The sequence below is a fragment of the Paenibacillus sp. 11B genome (assembly GCF_030487755.1).
Classification (GTDB): domain Bacteria; phylum Bacillota; class Bacilli; order Paenibacillales; family Paenibacillaceae; genus Paenibacillus; species Paenibacillus vandeheii.
On record NZ_JAUKNS010000004.1, the window covers coordinates 746501 to 763938 of the forward strand.

Sequence of the window (17438 nt, forward strand, 5' to 3'; positions counted from 1 at the left end):
AGGACTGAACGCCATGAAACGGATTCGCAGAGATCATAAAGTTCGTAAGTTTCACCAAGCGAAATGGGATGAGCCCGTTATCTTTGAACTTCATCGGCCAGGAGAGCGGGGCGTCATCCCGCCGGGAACGGAAGCAGCTGTAGCCGCTGATGTAGGTAGCGCGGAAGACAGCATACCGGCGTCCATGTGGCGGCGCAATACACCGGCTTTGCCAGAAATCGGGCAGGCCAAGGTACTGCGGCATTATCTGAGATTATCCCAGGAAACGCTGGGATCAGATATGAACGTGGAAATCGGGCAGGGAACCTGCACGATGAAATATATTCCCCGGATTAACGAAATGCTTATCCGCAATCCACGTATGACTGAGCTTCATCCACTACAGGATGTGGATTCTGTTCAGGGCATGCTCGAAATATTCCATAATCTTGATCTGGCAATGCGAGAGATTTCCGGTATGGATGCATTCTCCTTTCAGCCGAGTAGCGGAACCCAGGCACTTCTGGCTATGGCCTCTATCGTCCGCGCCTATCATGATTCGCGTGGTGAAGGTGAGCAGCGTGATGAGATCATTACAACGATCTTCTCTCATCCTTCTCAGGCCGCTACAGCTGCCGTTAAGGGATATAAGATCATTACGTTGCATCCCGACGAGGATGGATTCCCGGACCTTGAGAAGCTGAAGAGCGTTGTCTCCGAGCGGACAGCCGGATTCGTCGTGGCTAATCCAGAGGACACAGGCATCTATAACCATCGTATCCGCGAGTTTACGGATGTGGTGCACGCAGCGGGTGGCGTCTGCTATTATGATCAGGCTAACGCGAATGGTCTACTCGGGATAACACGAGCGAAGGAAGCGGGTTTTGATATGTGCTTCTTCAATCTCCACAAAACCTTTGCTGCGCCCCATATGTGCGGCGGTCCTGCGACAGGTGCTCTCGGGGTGACAGACGCCCTTAAGAGTTTCATGCCTGGGCCATTGGTGGATAAGGAAGCGGGCGGACGGTATCTCTTGAAAGATCAGACTGAAGTCAGCATTGGTAAGGTGCGTAGTTTTCACGGTGTAGCCCAAACCGTACTCCGCTCCTACGCCTGGATTATGAGTCTGGGACCCGATGGTCTGAAGGATGTCGCCCAGGTTGCGGTGCTGAATAACAACTATTTATATCATAAAATTGTTCAAATACGCGGAGCGAGTGCCCCGTATGTTCAAGGACGTCGTTTAGAGCAGGTCCGCTACAGCTGGAAGCAGCTAACCGATGAGACCGGAGTGACGACCGAGGATATTACGCGGAGAATGTGCGACTTCGGCCTGCATTACTGGACCTCACATCACCCATATATTGTTCCACAGCCTTTCACACTGGAGCCAACCGAATCCTATTCCAAGGAAGATCTCGACGAATATATCCATGCGCTGGAGCATATCTCGAATGAAGCTTATACACAGCCAGATATCGTCAAATCGGCTCCGCACAGCAGCACGGTGCATCGCAATGATGAATCATCTTTGGACGATCCGAAGCAGTGGTGTATTACTTGGCGTGCATATTTGAAGAAAACACAACCCGAACTTCAGGAACAGCATTAGCTTGTACACAGCACCCTACTTTAGTGTTCATATATAGGAGCATTAATATTACAAGTTCTATAAATAGACAGTAAAAAGACCCTCAACACGTGTTGAGGGTCTTTTTTCTATAGCTTCCATAGCTTTAAGTTGGAGTTAAGATCGGAATTCTTATTCACTCAGCATGGACTGTGTAAAACTGATCCACTCGCGGGTTGCGAAGGATAAGTATCGATCCCTCCGCCAGATCATGCCGAGCTGCCACGGAATTACGGGCTCCATCACGGGTATAATGCGTACACGCATATGATCCACCTCACGGCAGATTGTCTCTGGCAGCAACGCCACACCCAAATTGGCCGCTACCATCGCACTGAGCAGATCCCACTGGGAGCTCTCATACACTACCCGGGGTTGAAATCCCACATGCTGGCAGGCTGCAATAATCCGGTCATGTAGTGCAAAATCTTCTCGAAACAGCACAAACGCATCATGCTCCAGTTCACGCAGAGCGACCGACTCTTTACCCGCAAGCGGGTGCGAAGGGTGTACGAGCAGATTCAGCTTCTCTTTTACAAAAACAAAATGATCCACCAGTTCATCCACTGTTGGCAGTACAGCAACACCAATATCCAGTGCACCGCTGATGACATCAGCCTCCACTTTTTTGGCACCATCCTCAAATAGCTGAATGGTTACCTGAGGGTAAGCTTTATGGAATTCACCGATAATCATCGGAAAAAAGCTGGATCCCACCATCGGTGGCAGACCAATTCGAAGATGTCCCTTCTTCAGATTCATCAGATCGTCCAGCTCGGACGACAGACTGCGAAATGATTTTTCAATCTCCAGCGCCTGCCGGAAAAAGACATGCCCCGCATCCGTCAGCGCAACCTTCTTGCCATAACGATCCAACAGAGTTACGCCCAATTCATCTTCAAGACTTTTGACCGTTTTGCTAATCGTCGGTTGTGTAATGAACAACACTTCGGCTGCTTTGGTGAAGCTTTGCTGCCGGGCAACTTCGAGAAAATATTGCAAATGGCGGATATCCATCGTCTGATCCCCATCCTTCATAGATAAATGGAATGGTAAACATTCTTAATATGCATTTTACTCATGAAAGAATGCGATGTAAAATTTGTGATATCAAACAATGTTTCCATTCATTTTCATAAACATTTCAAAATCATCACGTTAATTATACAAGGAGGGATTAAAGTGAAGAAATGGGGCCTTGGCATTTTGCAAGTTGCACTCTTAATGGCCTTTTCACTGCTCATGGACCAGTTGGCCCGTGCTCTCCATCTACCTATACCCGGTTCCATACTTGGCATGGTCGTGCTGTTCATTTTGCTTCAGACCGGGGTCGTGAAGCTGCGTTGGATTGAAATTGGAGCTGCCTGGCTGCTCGGTGAGCTATTGCTGTTTTTTATCCCCTCAGCCGTCGGTATTATGAACTACATGCCCATGTTGGAGCAAGACGGATTGCAAATTCTGTTTATTGTTCTGCTCAGCACATTTTTGGTCATGGCCTGCACGGGACTTGTTGCCACCCGAATCGCCAAACGAAAGGAGCGTCACACCGGATGATTGGATTTCTCTGTCTCTTGTTAACCGTCGGTATATATTGGGTCGCCAAACGCATGTATCGTAACCTGCCCAAAGTTTATCTCTCTCCGCTGCTGATTACGCCGCTGCTTGTCGTTGGCGTGCTGCTCGCAACAGGTACGGATTACGCAGCCTACAGCAGTGGCGGCAAATGGCTAAGTCTTCTGCTTCAACCGGCTACGGTAGCCTTTGCCATACCGCTTTATACGTTTTTCCATGTACTCAAAAAACATATTTCCGAGATCGTCTTTAGTGTAATGACAGGCTCTGTGGTGGCGGTCCTCTCTTCTGCCCTGCTCGCCAAATGGCTGCGCCTGGATTCAGGACTCATTCATAGTCTGATCCCGAGATCGATTACGACTCCAATTGCGATGAACGTATCGGCTACGATTGGCGGCATTCCGGCTATTACAGCGGTTTTTGTCATCATGACTGGTCTGCTGGGGGCAATTATGGGGCCGTCCATTGTGAAAATGCTGCGTATTGATGGCGAGATCGCACGTGGAACGCTGTTTGGAACCGGTGCCCACGGAACAGGCACATCCAAGGCATTTGAGCTCAGTTCGCTGACGGGAACGATCTCCAGCATCTCCATGGTGCTAGCTGCGTTGTTCACTTTAGCAGTTGCACCTATACTTTCTAAACTTATTTTCCCATAATAGCTGGAAAGATCCCTTTTATTTGAAATATTATTGTTGTATTAAAGCCCTTTCTTCCTTACAATAAGGACAGGTTTTAATTGAGAATACTGCGGGGGAGATGCGATGAAAAGAACCGGAATGAAGAGATCTCTGGACCGCCTTGGACGAATTGTCCTTCCCAAAGAAATGCGGGATACGATGGAAATCCATATCGGCGATCCGCTTGAGTTTTTCATTGAAGGGAAAGAGTTGATTTTGAGAAAGTACAAATCAACGTTGTGTGTGTTTTGCGGTGATGTGGATACGGAAATGTATTTCAAAGAGCAATTCATCTGCCGGACTTGTGCAAATCAATTAAAACACCCGGATGACACTCCCGAATGGTTCGTTCCTCAGAACAAACAGGCTCCTGCACCCGTGGAGCGTCCTGCTACTGAATCCGCCACAGTCTCGTCTCCCGTATTGGAAGAAGGGGCTACAGCTGCCAACCAAGAGTACCCGGACCTGCGGCCGAAAACGGCACGAATGTTGCAACAGATGAAGGAAATTGTTGAACAGAATCCCGGTTTGGCTCAACAGCAAATTGCGGAAAAGCTTGGTATTAGCCAAGGACGCGTCTCCCAATTAAAAAAATTGCTATAAGAAAAACGTCTTTCGAGTGACTTTTTTGATTATTTATAATCAGGAGACCTTCCGAACGAAGGAAGTCCTACTGCAAGAGAACCCTTTGATCACTGTGGGTTCTTCTTTTTTTTATATTCATACGTTAATAATGGAAAGGAGTTCTATGGATAAAATCCGGTATTTGTCACAATTTAACCTCATGTCCTGCCTGTCAGAAGCAGACCTAGCGGAAATGGACAGCATGACGTCCATTACAACCATGCCGAAGAATACAATCATCCAGACACCCGATACATTTGCAGAAGGCTTCTATTTTGTCAAAAAGGGAAGAGTCCGTCTGTATACGTTAAATGAAGAGGGAAAACAGTTTACATTTGATATTTTGGGAGAAGGGAATGTGTTTGGCGAAATGAACGGCATTTCACTCGGCACACGTACCGTTTATATCGATACCATGGAAGAATGCGACATTTGTCTGATGGACAGGCAGCGTTTTGAACAGTTTCTGATTGAACATCCCCAGTTTATGATGAATCTGATGAGAGTGCTGAGTGAGCGAATCATGGGAATGAGTGAGTTGACACAGAAGCTGGCACTCGGCAACCTGCATGACAAAATTATGCATAATCTCGTTCGACTGGCCAATCAGATTGGATGGTTGGAAGAGGAAGAGTATTGTCGAATCAATCTTGCGCTCACCCATCAGGAGATTGCCTGGATGGCTGGAGCAACACGAGAATCCGTTAGTGCTGCTTTGCAAGTGCTTACGAGAACCGGACGCATTCGCACTGGATTCAAGTCAGTATCCCTGCATCACGATGAAATGTTCGTATCAAACAGGTTAAACGGTCAGTTGTAAGGTGCATTACATCTTGTTTCTGCTGCTAATTGTATCGTGTAGATGAATGAATCTACATAATATCAGCATTTTTCACAATCCCAAAGAATTATGCAAAATGCTGATAAACAAGGAGGAGTACGGTAATGGATGCAAAGACAGACCTAGATATATCCGAGGACGTTCTTCTACGCAAAGGCGCCCGCAAAGCAGCTGACATTCCGGATCAGATACGCAGCCTTCTTCAAGCCGGACATATCGAATCGGTGAATCTGACGGAATGGCTCGCTGTGGACCACATTCTCCTTTTTCAGCAGGTCGCCCAGGAACTTCGAATGGATGCCGAAACCCGCGAGATTACGGAGCAGTTAACACAGATGAATGAACAGCGAATTATGAAAATCATCCCCGCTATCGCCAATCAGTGGCTCGCACTTCTGGAGCGCCTGGGAGACAATGAGCGAATGCATCATTTCCGATTCCTTGCAGATCATAGATCAGATAGTGTACGCTGCTGGGCAGCCTATATGATCGGATTGGATTCCCGCTTGAATCTGAGTGAAAAGTTGAATTGGATCAGACCTTTCGCAGCAGATCATCACTTTGGTGTAAGAGAGATCGCCTGGATGGCTGTTCGTGAGCCAATTACGGCTGAGCTATCAGACGCTGTAGCGCTTCTGGTGGAATGGACGATAGATCCTGACCCGCTGATCCGTCGGTTTGCTATAGAATCAACAAGACCGCACGGTGTGTGGGCCAAGCATATTCAGGAGTTAAAAGAAAATCCAGCCATCGCTCCTCCCCTGCTCGATCATGTGAAATCCGATGCTCATAAATATGTGCAGGACTCTGTCAGCAACTGGCTGAACGACGCAGGCAAAACCAACCCGGAGTGGGTTCGTCAGGTGTGTGACACCTGGATTCAGCAATCGGATACCAAGCATACACTGCGGATCGTCGAACGTGGTCAACGAAGCCTTTAATCTTTAAGTAATCCTTATACAGGACACTCCCCCGGCAATTTGAAAGACGAAAAAAAGATGACTATCGCTACATCACAATGGTCATCTTTTTCAATATCTGTACTCCACAGAGTTCTGCCCTTAGACCTGCACGAGATCCATATCCAATTCTTCTGCTTCCAGTTTACGCATGCCCATAATCAGAACGACAATGTTAGCAACCAATAGCATCGCCGGGAAAGGAACAGCCGTATATTGTCCATAAATCAGATGACTTCCCACAGCCCCAATCAGAATGAACGTCAGTACTCCTGAAGCCAGAAGACGAGTACGCGGAATCAACAATCCCACCGCACTGAGCAGCTCCACTGCACCAATGAGATACATCGTCCATGTAGGATAGGAGAACCCTTCGAAAGTCTGTATCATCATCTCTGCTCCACTAACCTTGTTAAACCCTGCCATTACGAACACACCTGCAAGCACAACCAACGCAATATACCCCAAAATTCTTAAACCTTTGTTCATATGTATAATCCTCCTGAAAATGAATGTCCATATCCATCTGTTGTATTTAAAAAGCAATCTATGTAAAAGTTACAACGTAACTCTATTTTTAAAAAATAGCCGTTTTGCACTGCGAAATTAGTATGTGCTGATATTATTCATATTAATAATCATTAACTTACTTTTATGAAGTGAGTATATAATAATAACATTATTTATTCAAGTAATTTTTTGACGAATAGTGTATAATACATTACAAAAGGTATGTTACAGTACAATTTGTAGTAACAGGTTGACTTCATTGTCCCTTACTTTGGTCAGAGCGGCAGAAAGCCACGCACTTTTATATATACGAAAAAAACCTTAATACTTGAATCGAGGTGAACACGTTGAAACTGAGAAAAGTAAAATCGCCAAGTCCCTGTATGATTACTCAAGCCATGGATATCATTGGTAAGAAGTGGGTGCTGCTTATTATGTACCAACTGTTATCCGGACCCAAACGATTCACAGAGCTGGAAGCAGAAATGGCGATTAGCGGTCGTTTGTTGTCTGAGCGCCTGAAGGAAATGGAAATGGAAGGTATCGTAACCCGGCATATGTATCCTGAAATTCCACCCCGCGTAGAGTATGAATTGACGCCCAAAGGCAGAGCCATTGAACCTGTCATTAATCAGATATACAACTGGTCCTCCGACTGGTTGAAACAGCAGCAGTCTACTAAGTAGCTATATGCTGATTCATGCTCAACACAAGGACGCCTGAATTGAACTGATCTTCGGATCAGTCCAGATTCAGGCGTCTTTGTCATGGATTTATAGTTCTTGTTACGTTATACAAGGATTAATGAGAGAGATGTTTGGAGTGCTGAAGCTGTACCGGCAAACCCGAATCTGCCGAAACCAATGCCGCCGTTGTAATCTCTTGTGTGCGACAGGCATCTGCATAATCGGACAAAATCCGTGAGCGATCGCCGGTACGAAGGGCGTGAATAAACGCTTCATTTTCCCGCTCATACGGGTTATGTCCTGCTGGAATCTCCAGACCTGCCATCGCATGAGGGGCAGCACTTGGCAGAAGAAGACGTTCAGGCGTCCAATCCCAGACTCCGGCATCCGTGTAGAACTGGAGCCCTGCGCCGCCCTCACCGTCTGGCAGCAGGCAAGTGTTGGCAATGCTTGCGATGGCCCCACTCTCCAGCTTAAGCGTTACATTCGCTACATCAGCTACCGTGACATGTTCATGCTTCTCATGCATGCTGCGCTGGGCCGCTACTGCGTATACCTCTGTTACTTCGCCAGCACAGTACCGCAGCAGATCCACGATATGAGTCGTCTGTTCCACAAACTGTCCCCCGGAGCCTTCCTGACGACGCCACCAGGCGACTCCTGGCATCCCGCCCATCCAGCGACCAAGCGCCATACCGATGGTCTGCTCCTTCATCGCTTGTTGCAGCACCTGTGCGGCCTCCTGATAACGGAAATGATAACCTACAGACGTCAACAATCCGGACTTCTGTACCTGGTCCAGCACCTGACGGGGAATATCCATGCCTGTACTCAGCGGTTTCTCTACCAGGAACGGGATACCCCGACGAATTAATTCGGTTTCAATCGTTCCGTGAGACATCGGAGGAACACAGATATAGACTGCATCCAGCTTCTCACCATCTAACATATGTTCAAGTTCACCGTAGCCAGCAGCATCATAGACGGAAGCCATGGCCTCCGCCTTCTCCAGCGCTGTTCCACAGACAGCTGCTACACGAACGCCTTCCATTCGTGCCAGAATATCCGCATGTACCTTGCTGAACCAACCTGTTCCAATGATTCCGATCTGTAAAGTCATAGATGTAATCCCCTCTCCTGTTACACGCTTACATGTTCCATTCGACCCCCGGATGCGAATTCCTGCATTAATTTTGGCCCGATGCCTCCAAGAGCAACTGATCCAGCTCCTGCGTATACCATGTTACTTGCTCCTCAAGCCAATCCATGCGTTCAGCTATATACTGAATTACCGCTGCTTTATACTGACGTACTTCGTCAATGCGGAAAAACAGGTCCCCGGTACGTCTCACAAAAAAGTCCGCCGGTGTTACAGACATCTCCTCGTCGATCGCATAACTCAGCATCAGCAGCAGCTCCTGAGGCAGACCATGCAGCTCGGCCTTAGCCCGCGGTTCAGGCATCCGCTCGTACAGTGCATCCACATTGGAACCATATACTCGGGCTAATCGCTCCGCAGCAGATCGATCAAGTCCAAGTGCAACGCCGTCCTTAATCTTGCGTTCAGCATACGCACCAAAGTTAGCAGAACCTCCGACATCTCCCCCTGAGATTGGCATTTCTTTCGTTATACATGGCCCAACGGATCTTCCTGTCTCCTGTTCTAACTGGCGGGCAGCCAGATCAACAACCATCTCGGCCATTTTGCGATACCCTGTTAATTTGCCCCCGGCAATCGTAATTAACCCCGACGGGGCTACCCAGACTTCGTCCTTGCGTGAAATTTCAGAAGGCCCCTTGCCTTCTTCATGAATCAGCGGACGCACACCCGCCCAACCGGACTCCACATCCTCAACACGAATCCGTACGTCCGGGAACATCCCGTTGACGGCATCGATGACATAATCCCGATCTGCCTGGGAGATTAACGGGTGTGCGGGATCATCTTCAAAGACGGTATCTGTGGTTCCTACATAGGTTTTACCCTCCCGCGGGACAGCAAAGACCATTCGTCCATCCGGTGTATCAAAATATACAGCCTGCCTTAACGGGAAACGTGTGCCGTCGAATACCAGATGAATACCTTTCGTCATCTGCAATGTTTTTCCTTGACGGGACCCATCGATCTTGCGCAGCTCATCCACCCATGGACCGGAGGAATTAATCACTTTGGTTGCCCGCAGATCATACGATTGACCGCTAATCTGATCCACCGCCTGAATGCCTGTAACCACCCCATTCTCCTTCAGGAATGCGGCTGCCTTTACATAGTTGACGGCCTGAACGCCGCGCCGTACCGCTTCCTTCATTACTTCAATGGTAAGCCGGGCATCGTCCGTCCGGTACTCCACATAGCGTCCACCACCGAGCAGCCCATCTTTGCGCAGCAAAGGCTCATTGTCCAAGACAGCTCCGGCATTTAACATTTTACGTCGTTCACTACGCTTTACTCCGGCAAGCCAGTCGTACACCATCAGGCCAATGGATGTGCTGAAGCGGCCAAATGTACCTGCAGTATAGATGGGAAGCAGCATCGGTTCGGGTGTCGTCACATGCGGCCCATTTTCGTACACCACTGCTCGCTCCCGTCCCACCTCAGCAACCATCTTCACTTCAAGCTGCTTCAGATACCGCAGACCGCCATGCACCAGCTTGGTGGATCGACTTGAGGTTCCTGCTGCAAAATCCTGCATTTCCACCAGCGCTGTCTTTAATCCACGGGATGCTGCATCCAGTGCAATACCAGCACCCGTGATTCCTCCGCCAATAATCAATATGTCAAAATGTGCATTCGCCATACAATCCAAATATTCGGTACGTTTTTCTGCCGAGAACGATGCTGTCATCCCGATTCCTCCCTTTCCTTACCTTTGTTTTACTCACAAAAGCACAAAAAAAAGACCACGTCATTCGCTGCAGCAATTGCTGAGCGGTACGTGGTCTCTCCCGATCTCCAGACATCATTTTTTAACTTGTGAGTTAATCCTATCACACATTTCCGGCGGCGTGAAGGCCTGAAATGACACATTATTCAAAAAAATTTCAAAAAGTTGTTCTGCCTGCGGAGGGAATTTCAAGCTGATCCATTAATCATTTATTTTCCCTTAAAGTGGATAGTTGTTTTCTCTTCTCCAGGAAAATAACCCCTGTAAGTTATGCATCATTTTCCACCAATAAATATCATTTATTGTATAAGTTTAACGAAAAAGTACAAATGCCCATTTCACGTATTCTCTACTCATTTGAAAACCATCGCTGCCTTCACGGCACGTTGCCACCCTGCATACAGTTCTGATCGCTCTTCTTCAGCCATAACCGGATGGAAGACACGTTCCGTATTCTCGTGATCCATCAATTCATCCGCACTATTCCAATATCCGACTGCAAGTCCTGCCAAATAAGCCGCACCTAATGCCGTCGTTTCGTTCACAGTGGGACGCTCAACAGGGATATTCAGAATGTCACTCTGGAATTGCATCAGAAAATCATTGGCCGCCGCTCCCCCATCCACGCGCAAGGCATTGACCGAAATACCTGAATCGGATTCCATAGCCGCCAATACATCCTTGGTTTGGTACGCCAGTGCTTCCAGTGTTGCACGGATAAAATGTTCTTTGGTCGTTCCTCGCGTCAAGCCAAATACCGCTCCCTTAACCTCACTGTCCCAATAAGGGCTTCCCAGACCGACAAATGCTGGCACCATATAAACGCCGTCTGTAGAGGGTACGCGTGCCGCATAGTCCTCACTATCTTTGGAGGAACGAAGCATCCTTAAACCGTCACGCAGCCACTGTACCGCCGAACCCGCGACAAAAATGCTACCTTCCAATGCATACTCGATTTTACCATTCATTCCCCAGGCAATGGTTGTAATCAGCCCGTGATCGGACTGCACTGGCTGATCTCCGGTATTCATGAGCATGAAACATCCGGTTCCGTACGTATTTTTCATGCTTCCCTTTGTGTAACAGCCTTGACCGAATAAGGCCGACTGCTGATCTCCTGCTGCTCCGGCAATCGGAATCCGATGACCGAAGAAGTGATAGTCAACTGTATGTGCATACACCTCGGATGAACCGCGTACTTCCGGCAGCATCGCTTTGGGAATGTCCAGAATCTGCAGCAATTCGTCATCCCATTGCAGATCATAGATGTTGTACATTAAGGTTCGGGAAGCATTGGATACATCGGTGACATGTGTACCGCCGCTCAGCTTCCAGATTAGCCAGCTATCGATCGTACCAAATAGAAGCTCACCCTTCTCTGCACGCTCCTGGGCACCAGGCACATGATCCAGAATCCACTTTACCTTGGTTCCCGAGAAGTAAGGGTCAATGAGCAGTCCCGTTTTGCGATGAAAAAGATCACCCAGTCCCTTCGCCTTCAACTCATCACAAATTCCAGCCGTTTGTCTGGACTGCCAAACTACAGCATTATAGATGGGTCGGCCTGTTTCTTTGTCCCATACCACAACCGTTTCCCGCTGGTTCGTAATACCGATGCCGGCAATCTGAACCGGCTTGATTCCACTTTCGGCCAGACATGAAGCCATCACTGCCAGAATGGAACTCCAGATTTCATTGGCGTTCTGCTCCACCCATCCCGGCTTGGGAAAGTATTGCGGAAATTCCTGCTGTGCAATATGCACAATCTCCCCGCTTTGGTTAAACAGAATAGCCCGGGAACTCGTCGTTCCCTGATCAAGGGCCAATATATATTTTTCCATACAGACAACCTCCTGTTGTGGGATTACTGCTTTTACGCTGTATGCGATTTCTTGTAGTGCCGAATCAGGTCCACGTTGGAAGTGGTTACGGCGGTAGCTCCGGCTTCCAAAGCCAGTTCAACCTCTTCCGGTGAGCGGATCAACCCGCCTGCAATGATGGGGATACCTGTCCGTATGGATACTTCTGCAATAATATGCGAGATAACACCAGGCAGTACTTCAATATAATCCGGCTGGGTCTTGGACAGCAAAAGATAACTTTTCTCCAGCGCATTGGTATCCAGCAAAAAAATGCGCTGAATGGCTGTAATCCCTTTCTGTTTTGCCTTCTGAATTACACTGGCTCGCGTTGAGATCAGTCCTGCCGGGCGAATATGCTGGCATAAATACTCTGCGGCATATTCATCGTTCTTCAGCCCCTGCACCAGATCGGCATGCAGTAATATTTTCTTGTCACGCCGCCGCGCTTCCTCCATCACACTGTGAAGCTGCGCGATGTGTGTATCCAGTACAACCCCATAGGTGTAAGGGCCTTCAATCATTGCTTCGAACTGCTTCATGCTCTTGGCAGCCGGTAACACATACTGTCCCTCAAATGGCACCCTCGTTCCTCCCGCATAAATCAGATGCCTATATTGTATAGTTCACATGGTGGAACGGCAAGGGAAGTCAGGGTCGAAAGAACATTTCTTGACGTAAGAATGGACTATTTCGTTGTCTAAACTCAAAAAAGCTGTTCATGTAACCCCGGAAGGAGCATACACGAACAGCTTAAATTATCCTGTCTATTGAACAGTAGAACAAATCGACTTCATGGCAAATTATGCTGAATGTTCCATCAGGATCATCCTTTTAAGCCTGGGCATGCGGAAGCAAGGTTTCTTCTCCAGCCCAGCCATCCTTCTCTGCCAAGTGGCCGGAACGGCTCACTTTGGTCTGCAAATATTTTTCGTTGAAGGCCGACCGATCTCCCCACAGTGGAACACGTCCACCCACATTCAATCCCGCTTCCTGCAAAGCAGCGAGCTTACGTGGATTGTTGGTGATCAATGTAACGGGTGCTGAACGCAATGCACGCAATACAGCAATGGCATCATCATAATTACGCGCATCATCTGTGAATCCAAGTTGCAGGTTCGCATCAACGGTATCCAAACCTTCCTCTTGCAGCAGGTATGCCATCGCTTTGCTGAACAGACCTATACCGCGGCCTTCATGATTCGCCAAGTAGAACAGCGCGCCTGCTCCGTGGGCAGCAATCATCTTCATCGATTGCTCCAGCTGGAAGCCGCAGTCACAACGTTTGCTGCCAAAAATGTCGCCTGTATGACAGATGCTGTGCATCCGAATCAGCGCTTCCTGTGCTTCGGCAAAGTCACCGTATACCAATACACTGGATTGCTGGCGTTCAGCCAGTTCGGCAGTAGCGAGCGATTCAATCAGCTCACCGCTTTCCATGGCCTTCTCCGATTTCATCCAGCTGTACCACTGGAAGGTATGTGTCTCTCCATCAAGATTCACCGGGAGCTTAATCGGACCCACGAGGTATATGAATTCTTTTCCACTAGGAAAAGTCTGAATTTTGGGGGCAAGCAGTTGAATAATATGTGAATTAATCATTAGTAAGTTCCTCCTGTTAAGCCATCTTTGGTTAGGAATGGATTCGCATTTTGACGGAAAATGGATCACTGAACGGCATATCGTACGCATCTATATTATTGTCATCATCATTAGTTACTTTATGTAAGCAAGTTTAAAATAAAAATTATGTTGTGTCAAGTAACTTTTGTTTCTAAAGTAACTACTAAATTCATGATACGTAACCGACACAAATTTGTGTTTCATTTCAGGAATATTGGGTATGAGTTTATAAACTGCTCATACACTTATGTTGTAGTCCATCGCACTTCATGCCTCGAACTTAACGATGAGGGGGTTATCACATGATCCGCCGGAAAAGAACATGCTGGACAGCCATTCTGCTAGTCTGTGTCATGCTGGTGAGCGGATGCTCCATCTGGCCGGGACAGAACGATTCAACGAGCAACAAAAAGGTAGCGCTTACATTATGGTACTGGAACCGTTCCATCGATGATAAGCTAATTGCCAAGGCCAAGGAAAAGTTCCCCAATATTGAACTGACCGCCCAGAAAATCGGCGGTGATTTCAAGGCAAAACTCAAAACGACACTCGCTGCGCGCTCAGGTGAGCCCGACATTGTCGCATTGAACGATTGGATCATGGAGCTTTTTCCCAGCGAGGACCGTTTCTATAATCTGTATGATCTCGGCGCAGGTGACGTCGAAGACCAATATCTGGATTGGAAATGGAAGCAAGGTGTTACGCCAGACGGGCAGATGATCGGCTTCCCCATGGATACGGGACCGACAGCTCTCTTCTACCGTGCAGATCTGTTTAAGGAGGCCGGATTGCCTTCCGAGCCTGAAGAAGTGGCTCGTCAGATCAACAACTGGGATGCCTATTCTGCTGCCGGAGAAAAGATCAAAGAGAAGTTCGGAGGCAAGGTATTTCTAACCGATAATATTGGAACCGTTTACAATCAAGTATTGTCGCAAGGAACCGAACGGTATTTCCGTCCGGACGGCTCGTTTATCGGCATGGATTCGCCACTCGTCAAGCAGAGCTGGGATATCGCCGTATCCTTCAAACAAAAAGGGCTGCTCGCCAATGCAGACGGCTGGACCCCGGGCTGGAACGCAGCGATGAATAATGGTGAGATTGCCTCCTTTGTGGGAGCGGTCTGGATGAAGCAGGTATTGCAGGAAGCCGCGCCGGATACATCAGGCCAGTGGCGAGTCACTCGCGCTCCTGGGGGAGACGGCAATAACGGCGGGTCATTCCTGTCCATTTTGAAATCGAGCAAACATCCAAAAGAAGCGTTCGAAGTCATCCAGTGGCTGCAAAGCCCGGAAAACCAGCTTGAACAGTATACAACGTTGAACCTGTTTCCATCGGCACCGGGTGTGTTTGATACACCGGCGATGAAAGAAGAAGAACCCTTCTTCGGCGGACAGGCGACAGGGCCTGTATTTGCCGAATCGGCACAGCATGTGCCAGAAGCATTCTTTGGCGAACGATACCCTTCGGTACACAACATCATAACTCGGCGGCTGAATGATATTGCGAAGCAAAATGCCAACCCGGAGCAGGTCTGGCCCGATACGGTCCACCGTGTTGAGCGGGAGTTACAGCGTTAATTCAGACACTCTTACGAGATGGCAATCCGCAAAGGAGGAATTCATATGGCTGTAACGGAACCTCGCCTCACCCCGGATCCCGGAAAGGTACGTCCGGATTTGGATCGGCAGAAATCACTCTTGTCCCGGATGTGGGAACATCGCGCACTCTATGTGGCGATCTCCCCGTTTTACATTCTGTTTGCCGTATTTGGACTGTTTCCGATCGGGTTTTCCTTATATCTGGCCTTCCACAAATGGGATGGCATTGGCGTAATGACCTATAACGGACTAAACAACTTTAAATATATGCTGACTGATGCAGAATTCTGGCAAGCGGTGGGCAACACGTTCATGATCTGGATTTACTCCACCATTCCGATGCTGTTCTTTGCCCTAATTGTGGCATTTTTGCTGCATGCACCTTTTGTAAAATTCCGTACCCTGTTTCGCGTGGGCTATTTCCTGCCGAACGTGACGTCCATCGTGGCCGTCGCCATTATCTTCGGTGCCCTGTTTGCCAACAACTATGGGTTTCTTAACTACCTGTTACAGTCCGTCGGACTTCCGGTAGTGGAATGGCTTAATGCGCCATGGGGCATTAAGGTAGCGATCTCCTCCATGGTCGTCTGGCGCTGGACGGGATACAACGCGGTCATCTATCTGGCCGGACTTCAGAGCATCCCCCAGACATTGTACGAGGCTGCCAAGATTGACGGCGCATCCGGAATACAGTCCTTTTTCCGCATTACAATTCCGATGCTGCGACCCGTCATTCTGTTCACTGTAATCACATCGACGATCGGCGGCATGCAGCTGTTCACCGAACCACAAATTCTCGTGGGCAACGATGGCGGCGCAGGTGCAGCCGGGATGACCATTGTATTGTACCTTTACCGCGAATCGTTCATTAACAACTACTTCGGCTATGGTGCTGCGGTTGGCTGGGGCATGTTCCTCATCATCGCCCTGTTCTCGATCGTGAACTGGAAGCTCGTTCAAGGCAAGTCATCCTGATGTGACAAGGGGGGAGCGCTCATGACGTCCAAATCTCTCAAATCGCTGGTGTTGTATACCGGTCTTATCGGGGGCATGCTCATTTCCATGTTCCCGTTCTATTGGCTGATTGTAATGTCCACCCGGACGACGTCCGATATCTATAAGTTCCCACCTCAGCTCTGGTTTGGGGGCGAACTGTGGAACAATGTTAGTCGGGTGCTTCAGCAGATTGACTTCTGGGGCGCATTCATGAATACGTTGTTTGTGGCGGGTTTGGTGACGATACTGGTGCTGTTTTTTGATTCACTGGCAGGGTTTGCGTTTGCGAAGTTTGAATTTCCGGGCAAAAAATGGCTCTTCGTCCTGCTGCTCGCCACCATGATGGTGCCTTCCCAGCTGTCGCTGGTGCCTTCCTTCGTGCTCATGGCGACGTTCGGATGGGTCGGTTCCTTCAAAGCCCTCATTATTCCGGGCATGGTGAACGCCTTCGGCATCTTCTGGATTCGCCAGTATGCCACGGAGTCTATTCCGAATGACCTGCTGGATGCCGGACGCATCGATGGCTGTAATTTCTTCCGGCTCTATTGGAACGTGGCATTGCCCATTCTGCGGCCTGCCTTCGCCTTCCTCGGGGCGTTCACATTTATTGGCGTATGGAATGATTATCTCTGGCCCCTGATTGTCTTGACGGATGTGCGAAAGTATACACTGCAGATTGCGCTGTCTCAATTAAACGGATTGTACAATACGGATTATGCAATGGTTATCGCAGGTACACTGCTGGCCGTTATTCCGCTGATCGTGATGTTCCTGTTCATCAGCCGCCAGTTTATCTCCGATATTGCCGCAGGGGCGGTAAAGGATTAGGGACAGCTGCATTTTGATCCATCCCTCAAGTCTGATATTCTTATCTATAGATAAATAACAGATGCCATATAAGTTGGGTGAATAGCGCCACGTGGACGGAGGGGACAGAAAGGGCCTGGAGAAATGAAATGTTCGCATTTATAACTAAATTTCTCCCTTTGAAGAGGG

17 protein-coding genes are annotated in these 17438 nt (G+C 48.5%); 10 read left to right on the forward strand and 7 right to left on the reverse strand.

From position 1 onward, the window contains the following. The first annotated feature begins 13 nt into the window (after positions 1-13). Positions 14-1591: an aminomethyl-transferring glycine dehydrogenase subunit GcvPB gene (gcvPB, locus tag Q0V21_RS20295; RefSeq protein WP_301880346.1), complete on the forward strand. Its 1578-nt coding sequence runs from the start codon at positions 14-16 to the stop codon at positions 1589-1591. Between the two features lie 150 nt (positions 1592-1741). Here gcvPB and cidR read toward each other — a convergent pair whose 3' ends face one another. After that, positions 1742-2626, reverse strand: coding sequence for a cidABC operon transcriptional activator CidR (gene cidR / locus Q0V21_RS20300; protein WP_024629873.1), 885 nt, complete (start codon positions 2624-2626; stop codon positions 1742-1744). Between the two features lie 165 nt (positions 2627-2791). Between cidR and Q0V21_RS20305 the strand changes: the two genes are divergently transcribed. The 5 genes from Q0V21_RS20305 to Q0V21_RS20325 all read left to right on the forward strand — a co-directional run bounded on the left by Q0V21_RS20305 (position 2792) and on the right by Q0V21_RS20325 (position 6267). Continuing rightward, positions 2792-3163 (forward strand): CidA/LrgA family protein, encoded by a 372-nt coding sequence (locus Q0V21_RS20305; protein WP_024629872.1) that lies wholly within the window; start codon positions 2792-2794, stop codon positions 3161-3163. Continuing rightward, positions 3160-3840 carry a CidB/LrgB family autolysis modulator gene (locus tag Q0V21_RS20310; protein WP_024629871.1) on the forward strand — a complete coding sequence of 227 codons (681 nt, stop codon included), beginning with the start codon at positions 3160-3162 and terminating at the stop codon, positions 3838-3840. The genes Q0V21_RS20305 and Q0V21_RS20310 overlap by 4 nt, the downstream gene beginning before the upstream one ends. 105 nt (positions 3841-3945) lie before the next feature. Beyond that, positions 3946-4464, forward strand: a complete 519-nt coding sequence (locus tag Q0V21_RS20315; protein ID WP_301880348.1) for an AbrB/MazE/SpoVT family DNA-binding domain-containing protein — start codon at positions 3946-3948, stop codon at positions 4462-4464. Positions 4465-4609: 145 nt separating this feature from the next. After that, the gene (locus tag Q0V21_RS20320) at positions 4610-5305 is read left to right on the forward strand and encodes a Crp/Fnr family transcriptional regulator (RefSeq protein WP_301880349.1); all 696 of its coding nucleotides are present in this window, start codon (positions 4610-4612) and stop codon (positions 5303-5305) included. Positions 5306-5430: 125 nt separating this feature from the next. After that, positions 5431-6267, forward strand: a complete 837-nt coding sequence (locus Q0V21_RS20325) for a DNA alkylation repair protein (protein ID WP_301880350.1) — start codon at positions 5431-5433, stop codon at positions 6265-6267. A gap of 120 nt (positions 6268-6387) precedes the next feature. Here Q0V21_RS20325 and Q0V21_RS20330 read toward each other — a convergent pair whose 3' ends face one another. Then, positions 6388-6774, reverse strand: a complete 387-nt coding sequence (locus tag Q0V21_RS20330) for a DoxX family protein (RefSeq protein ID WP_301880351.1) — start codon at positions 6772-6774, stop codon at positions 6388-6390. 404 nt (positions 6775-7178) lie between these two features. On the opposite strand from Q0V21_RS20330, the gene Q0V21_RS20335 reads away from it, so the two are divergent. Beyond that, on the forward strand, positions 7179-7481 hold the full coding sequence (locus Q0V21_RS20335; RefSeq protein WP_029880866.1) for a winged helix-turn-helix transcriptional regulator: 303 nt from the start codon (positions 7179-7181) through the stop codon (positions 7479-7481). 115 nt (positions 7482-7596) lie between these two features. On the opposite strand, the gene Q0V21_RS20340 is transcribed toward Q0V21_RS20335, so the two are convergent. The 5 genes from Q0V21_RS20340 to Q0V21_RS20360 all read right to left on the reverse strand — a co-directional run bounded on the left by Q0V21_RS20340 (position 7597) and on the right by Q0V21_RS20360 (position 13827). Next, positions 7597-8601 carry a Gfo/Idh/MocA family protein gene (locus tag Q0V21_RS20340; protein WP_301880352.1) on the reverse strand — a complete coding sequence of 335 codons (1005 nt, stop codon included), beginning with the start codon at positions 8599-8601 and terminating at the stop codon, positions 7597-7599. A gap of 67 nt (positions 8602-8668) precedes the next feature. Then, complete coding sequence (locus Q0V21_RS20345) at positions 8669-10327, reverse strand: glycerol-3-phosphate dehydrogenase/oxidase (RefSeq protein WP_301880353.1); 1659 nt, start codon at positions 10325-10327, stop codon at positions 8669-8671. A 392-nt stretch (positions 10328-10719) separates the two neighbouring features. Then, positions 10720-12207, reverse strand: a complete 1488-nt coding sequence (gene glpK, locus Q0V21_RS20350) for a glycerol kinase GlpK (protein ID WP_301880354.1) — start codon at positions 12205-12207, stop codon at positions 10720-10722. A gap of 32 nt (positions 12208-12239) precedes the next feature. After that, positions 12240-12809 carry a glycerol-3-phosphate responsive antiterminator gene (locus Q0V21_RS20355; RefSeq protein ID WP_094938060.1) on the reverse strand — a complete coding sequence of 190 codons (570 nt, stop codon included), beginning with the start codon at positions 12807-12809 and terminating at the stop codon, positions 12240-12242. Between the two features lie 250 nt (positions 12810-13059). Further along, the gene (locus tag Q0V21_RS20360) at positions 13060-13827 is read right to left on the reverse strand and encodes a GTP cyclohydrolase II (protein ID WP_301880355.1); all 768 of its coding nucleotides are present in this window, start codon (positions 13825-13827) and stop codon (positions 13060-13062) included. A 323-nt stretch (positions 13828-14150) separates the two neighbouring features. Between Q0V21_RS20360 and Q0V21_RS20365 the strand changes: the two genes are divergently transcribed. The 3 genes from Q0V21_RS20365 to Q0V21_RS20375 all read left to right on the forward strand — a co-directional run bounded on the left by Q0V21_RS20365 (position 14151) and on the right by Q0V21_RS20375 (position 17270). After that, positions 14151-15425 carry an ABC transporter substrate-binding protein gene (locus Q0V21_RS20365; protein ID WP_301880356.1) on the forward strand — a complete coding sequence of 425 codons (1275 nt, stop codon included), beginning with the start codon at positions 14151-14153 and terminating at the stop codon, positions 15423-15425. Between the two features lie 129 nt (positions 15426-15554). After that, on the forward strand, positions 15555-16421 hold the full coding sequence (locus Q0V21_RS20370; RefSeq protein ID WP_053782902.1) for a carbohydrate ABC transporter permease: 867 nt from the start codon (positions 15555-15557) through the stop codon (positions 16419-16421). A gap of 21 nt (positions 16422-16442) precedes the next feature. Then, positions 16443-17270 carry a carbohydrate ABC transporter permease gene (locus Q0V21_RS20375; protein WP_301880357.1) on the forward strand — a complete coding sequence of 276 codons (828 nt, stop codon included), beginning with the start codon at positions 16443-16445 and terminating at the stop codon, positions 17268-17270. Positions 17271-17438 lie beyond the last annotated feature (168 nt).

Bases quoted from the DNA above. Each gene is read 5' to 3' on its own strand.
- gcvPB (WP_301880346.1), top strand. From the start codon at position 14: ATGAAACGGATTCGCAGAGATCATAAAGTTCGTAAGTTTCACCAAGCG.
- cidR (WP_024629873.1), bottom strand. From the start codon at position 2,626: ATGGATATCCGCCATTTGCAATATTTTCTCGAAGTTGCCCGGCAGCAA.
- Q0V21_RS20310 (WP_024629871.1), top strand. From the start codon at position 3,160: ATGATTGGATTTCTCTGTCTCTTGTTAACCGTCGGTATATATTGGGTC.
- Q0V21_RS20315 (WP_301880348.1), top strand. From the start codon at position 3,946: ATGAAAAGAACCGGAATGAAGAGATCTCTGGACCGCCTTGGACGAATT.
- Q0V21_RS20320 (WP_301880349.1), top strand. From the start codon at position 4,610: ATGGATAAAATCCGGTATTTGTCACAATTTAACCTCATGTCCTGCCTG.
- Q0V21_RS20325 (WP_301880350.1), top strand. From the start codon at position 5,431: ATGGATGCAAAGACAGACCTAGATATATCCGAGGACGTTCTTCTACGC.
- Q0V21_RS20330 (WP_301880351.1), bottom strand. From the start codon at position 6,774: ATGAACAAAGGTTTAAGAATTTTGGGGTATATTGCGTTGGTTGTGCTT.
- Q0V21_RS20335 (WP_029880866.1), top strand. From the start codon at position 7,179: ATGATTACTCAAGCCATGGATATCATTGGTAAGAAGTGGGTGCTGCTT.
- Q0V21_RS20340 (WP_301880352.1), bottom strand. From the start codon at position 8,601: ATGACTTTACAGATCGGAATCATTGGAACAGGTTGGTTCAGCAAGGTA.
- Q0V21_RS20345 (WP_301880353.1), bottom strand. From the start codon at position 10,327: ATGACAGCATCGTTCTCGGCAGAAAAACGTACCGAATATTTGGATTGT.
- glpK (WP_301880354.1), bottom strand. From the start codon at position 12,207: ATGGAAAAATATATATTGGCCCTTGATCAGGGAACGACGAGTTCCCGG.
- Q0V21_RS20360 (WP_301880355.1), bottom strand. From the start codon at position 13,827: ATGATTAATTCACATATTATTCAACTGCTTGCCCCCAAAATTCAGACT.
- Q0V21_RS20365 (WP_301880356.1), top strand. From the start codon at position 14,151: ATGATCCGCCGGAAAAGAACATGCTGGACAGCCATTCTGCTAGTCTGT.
- Q0V21_RS20370 (WP_053782902.1), top strand. From the start codon at position 15,555: ATGTGGGAACATCGCGCACTCTATGTGGCGATCTCCCCGTTTTACATT.
- Q0V21_RS20375 (WP_301880357.1), top strand. From the start codon at position 16,443: ATGACGTCCAAATCTCTCAAATCGCTGGTGTTGTATACCGGTCTTATC.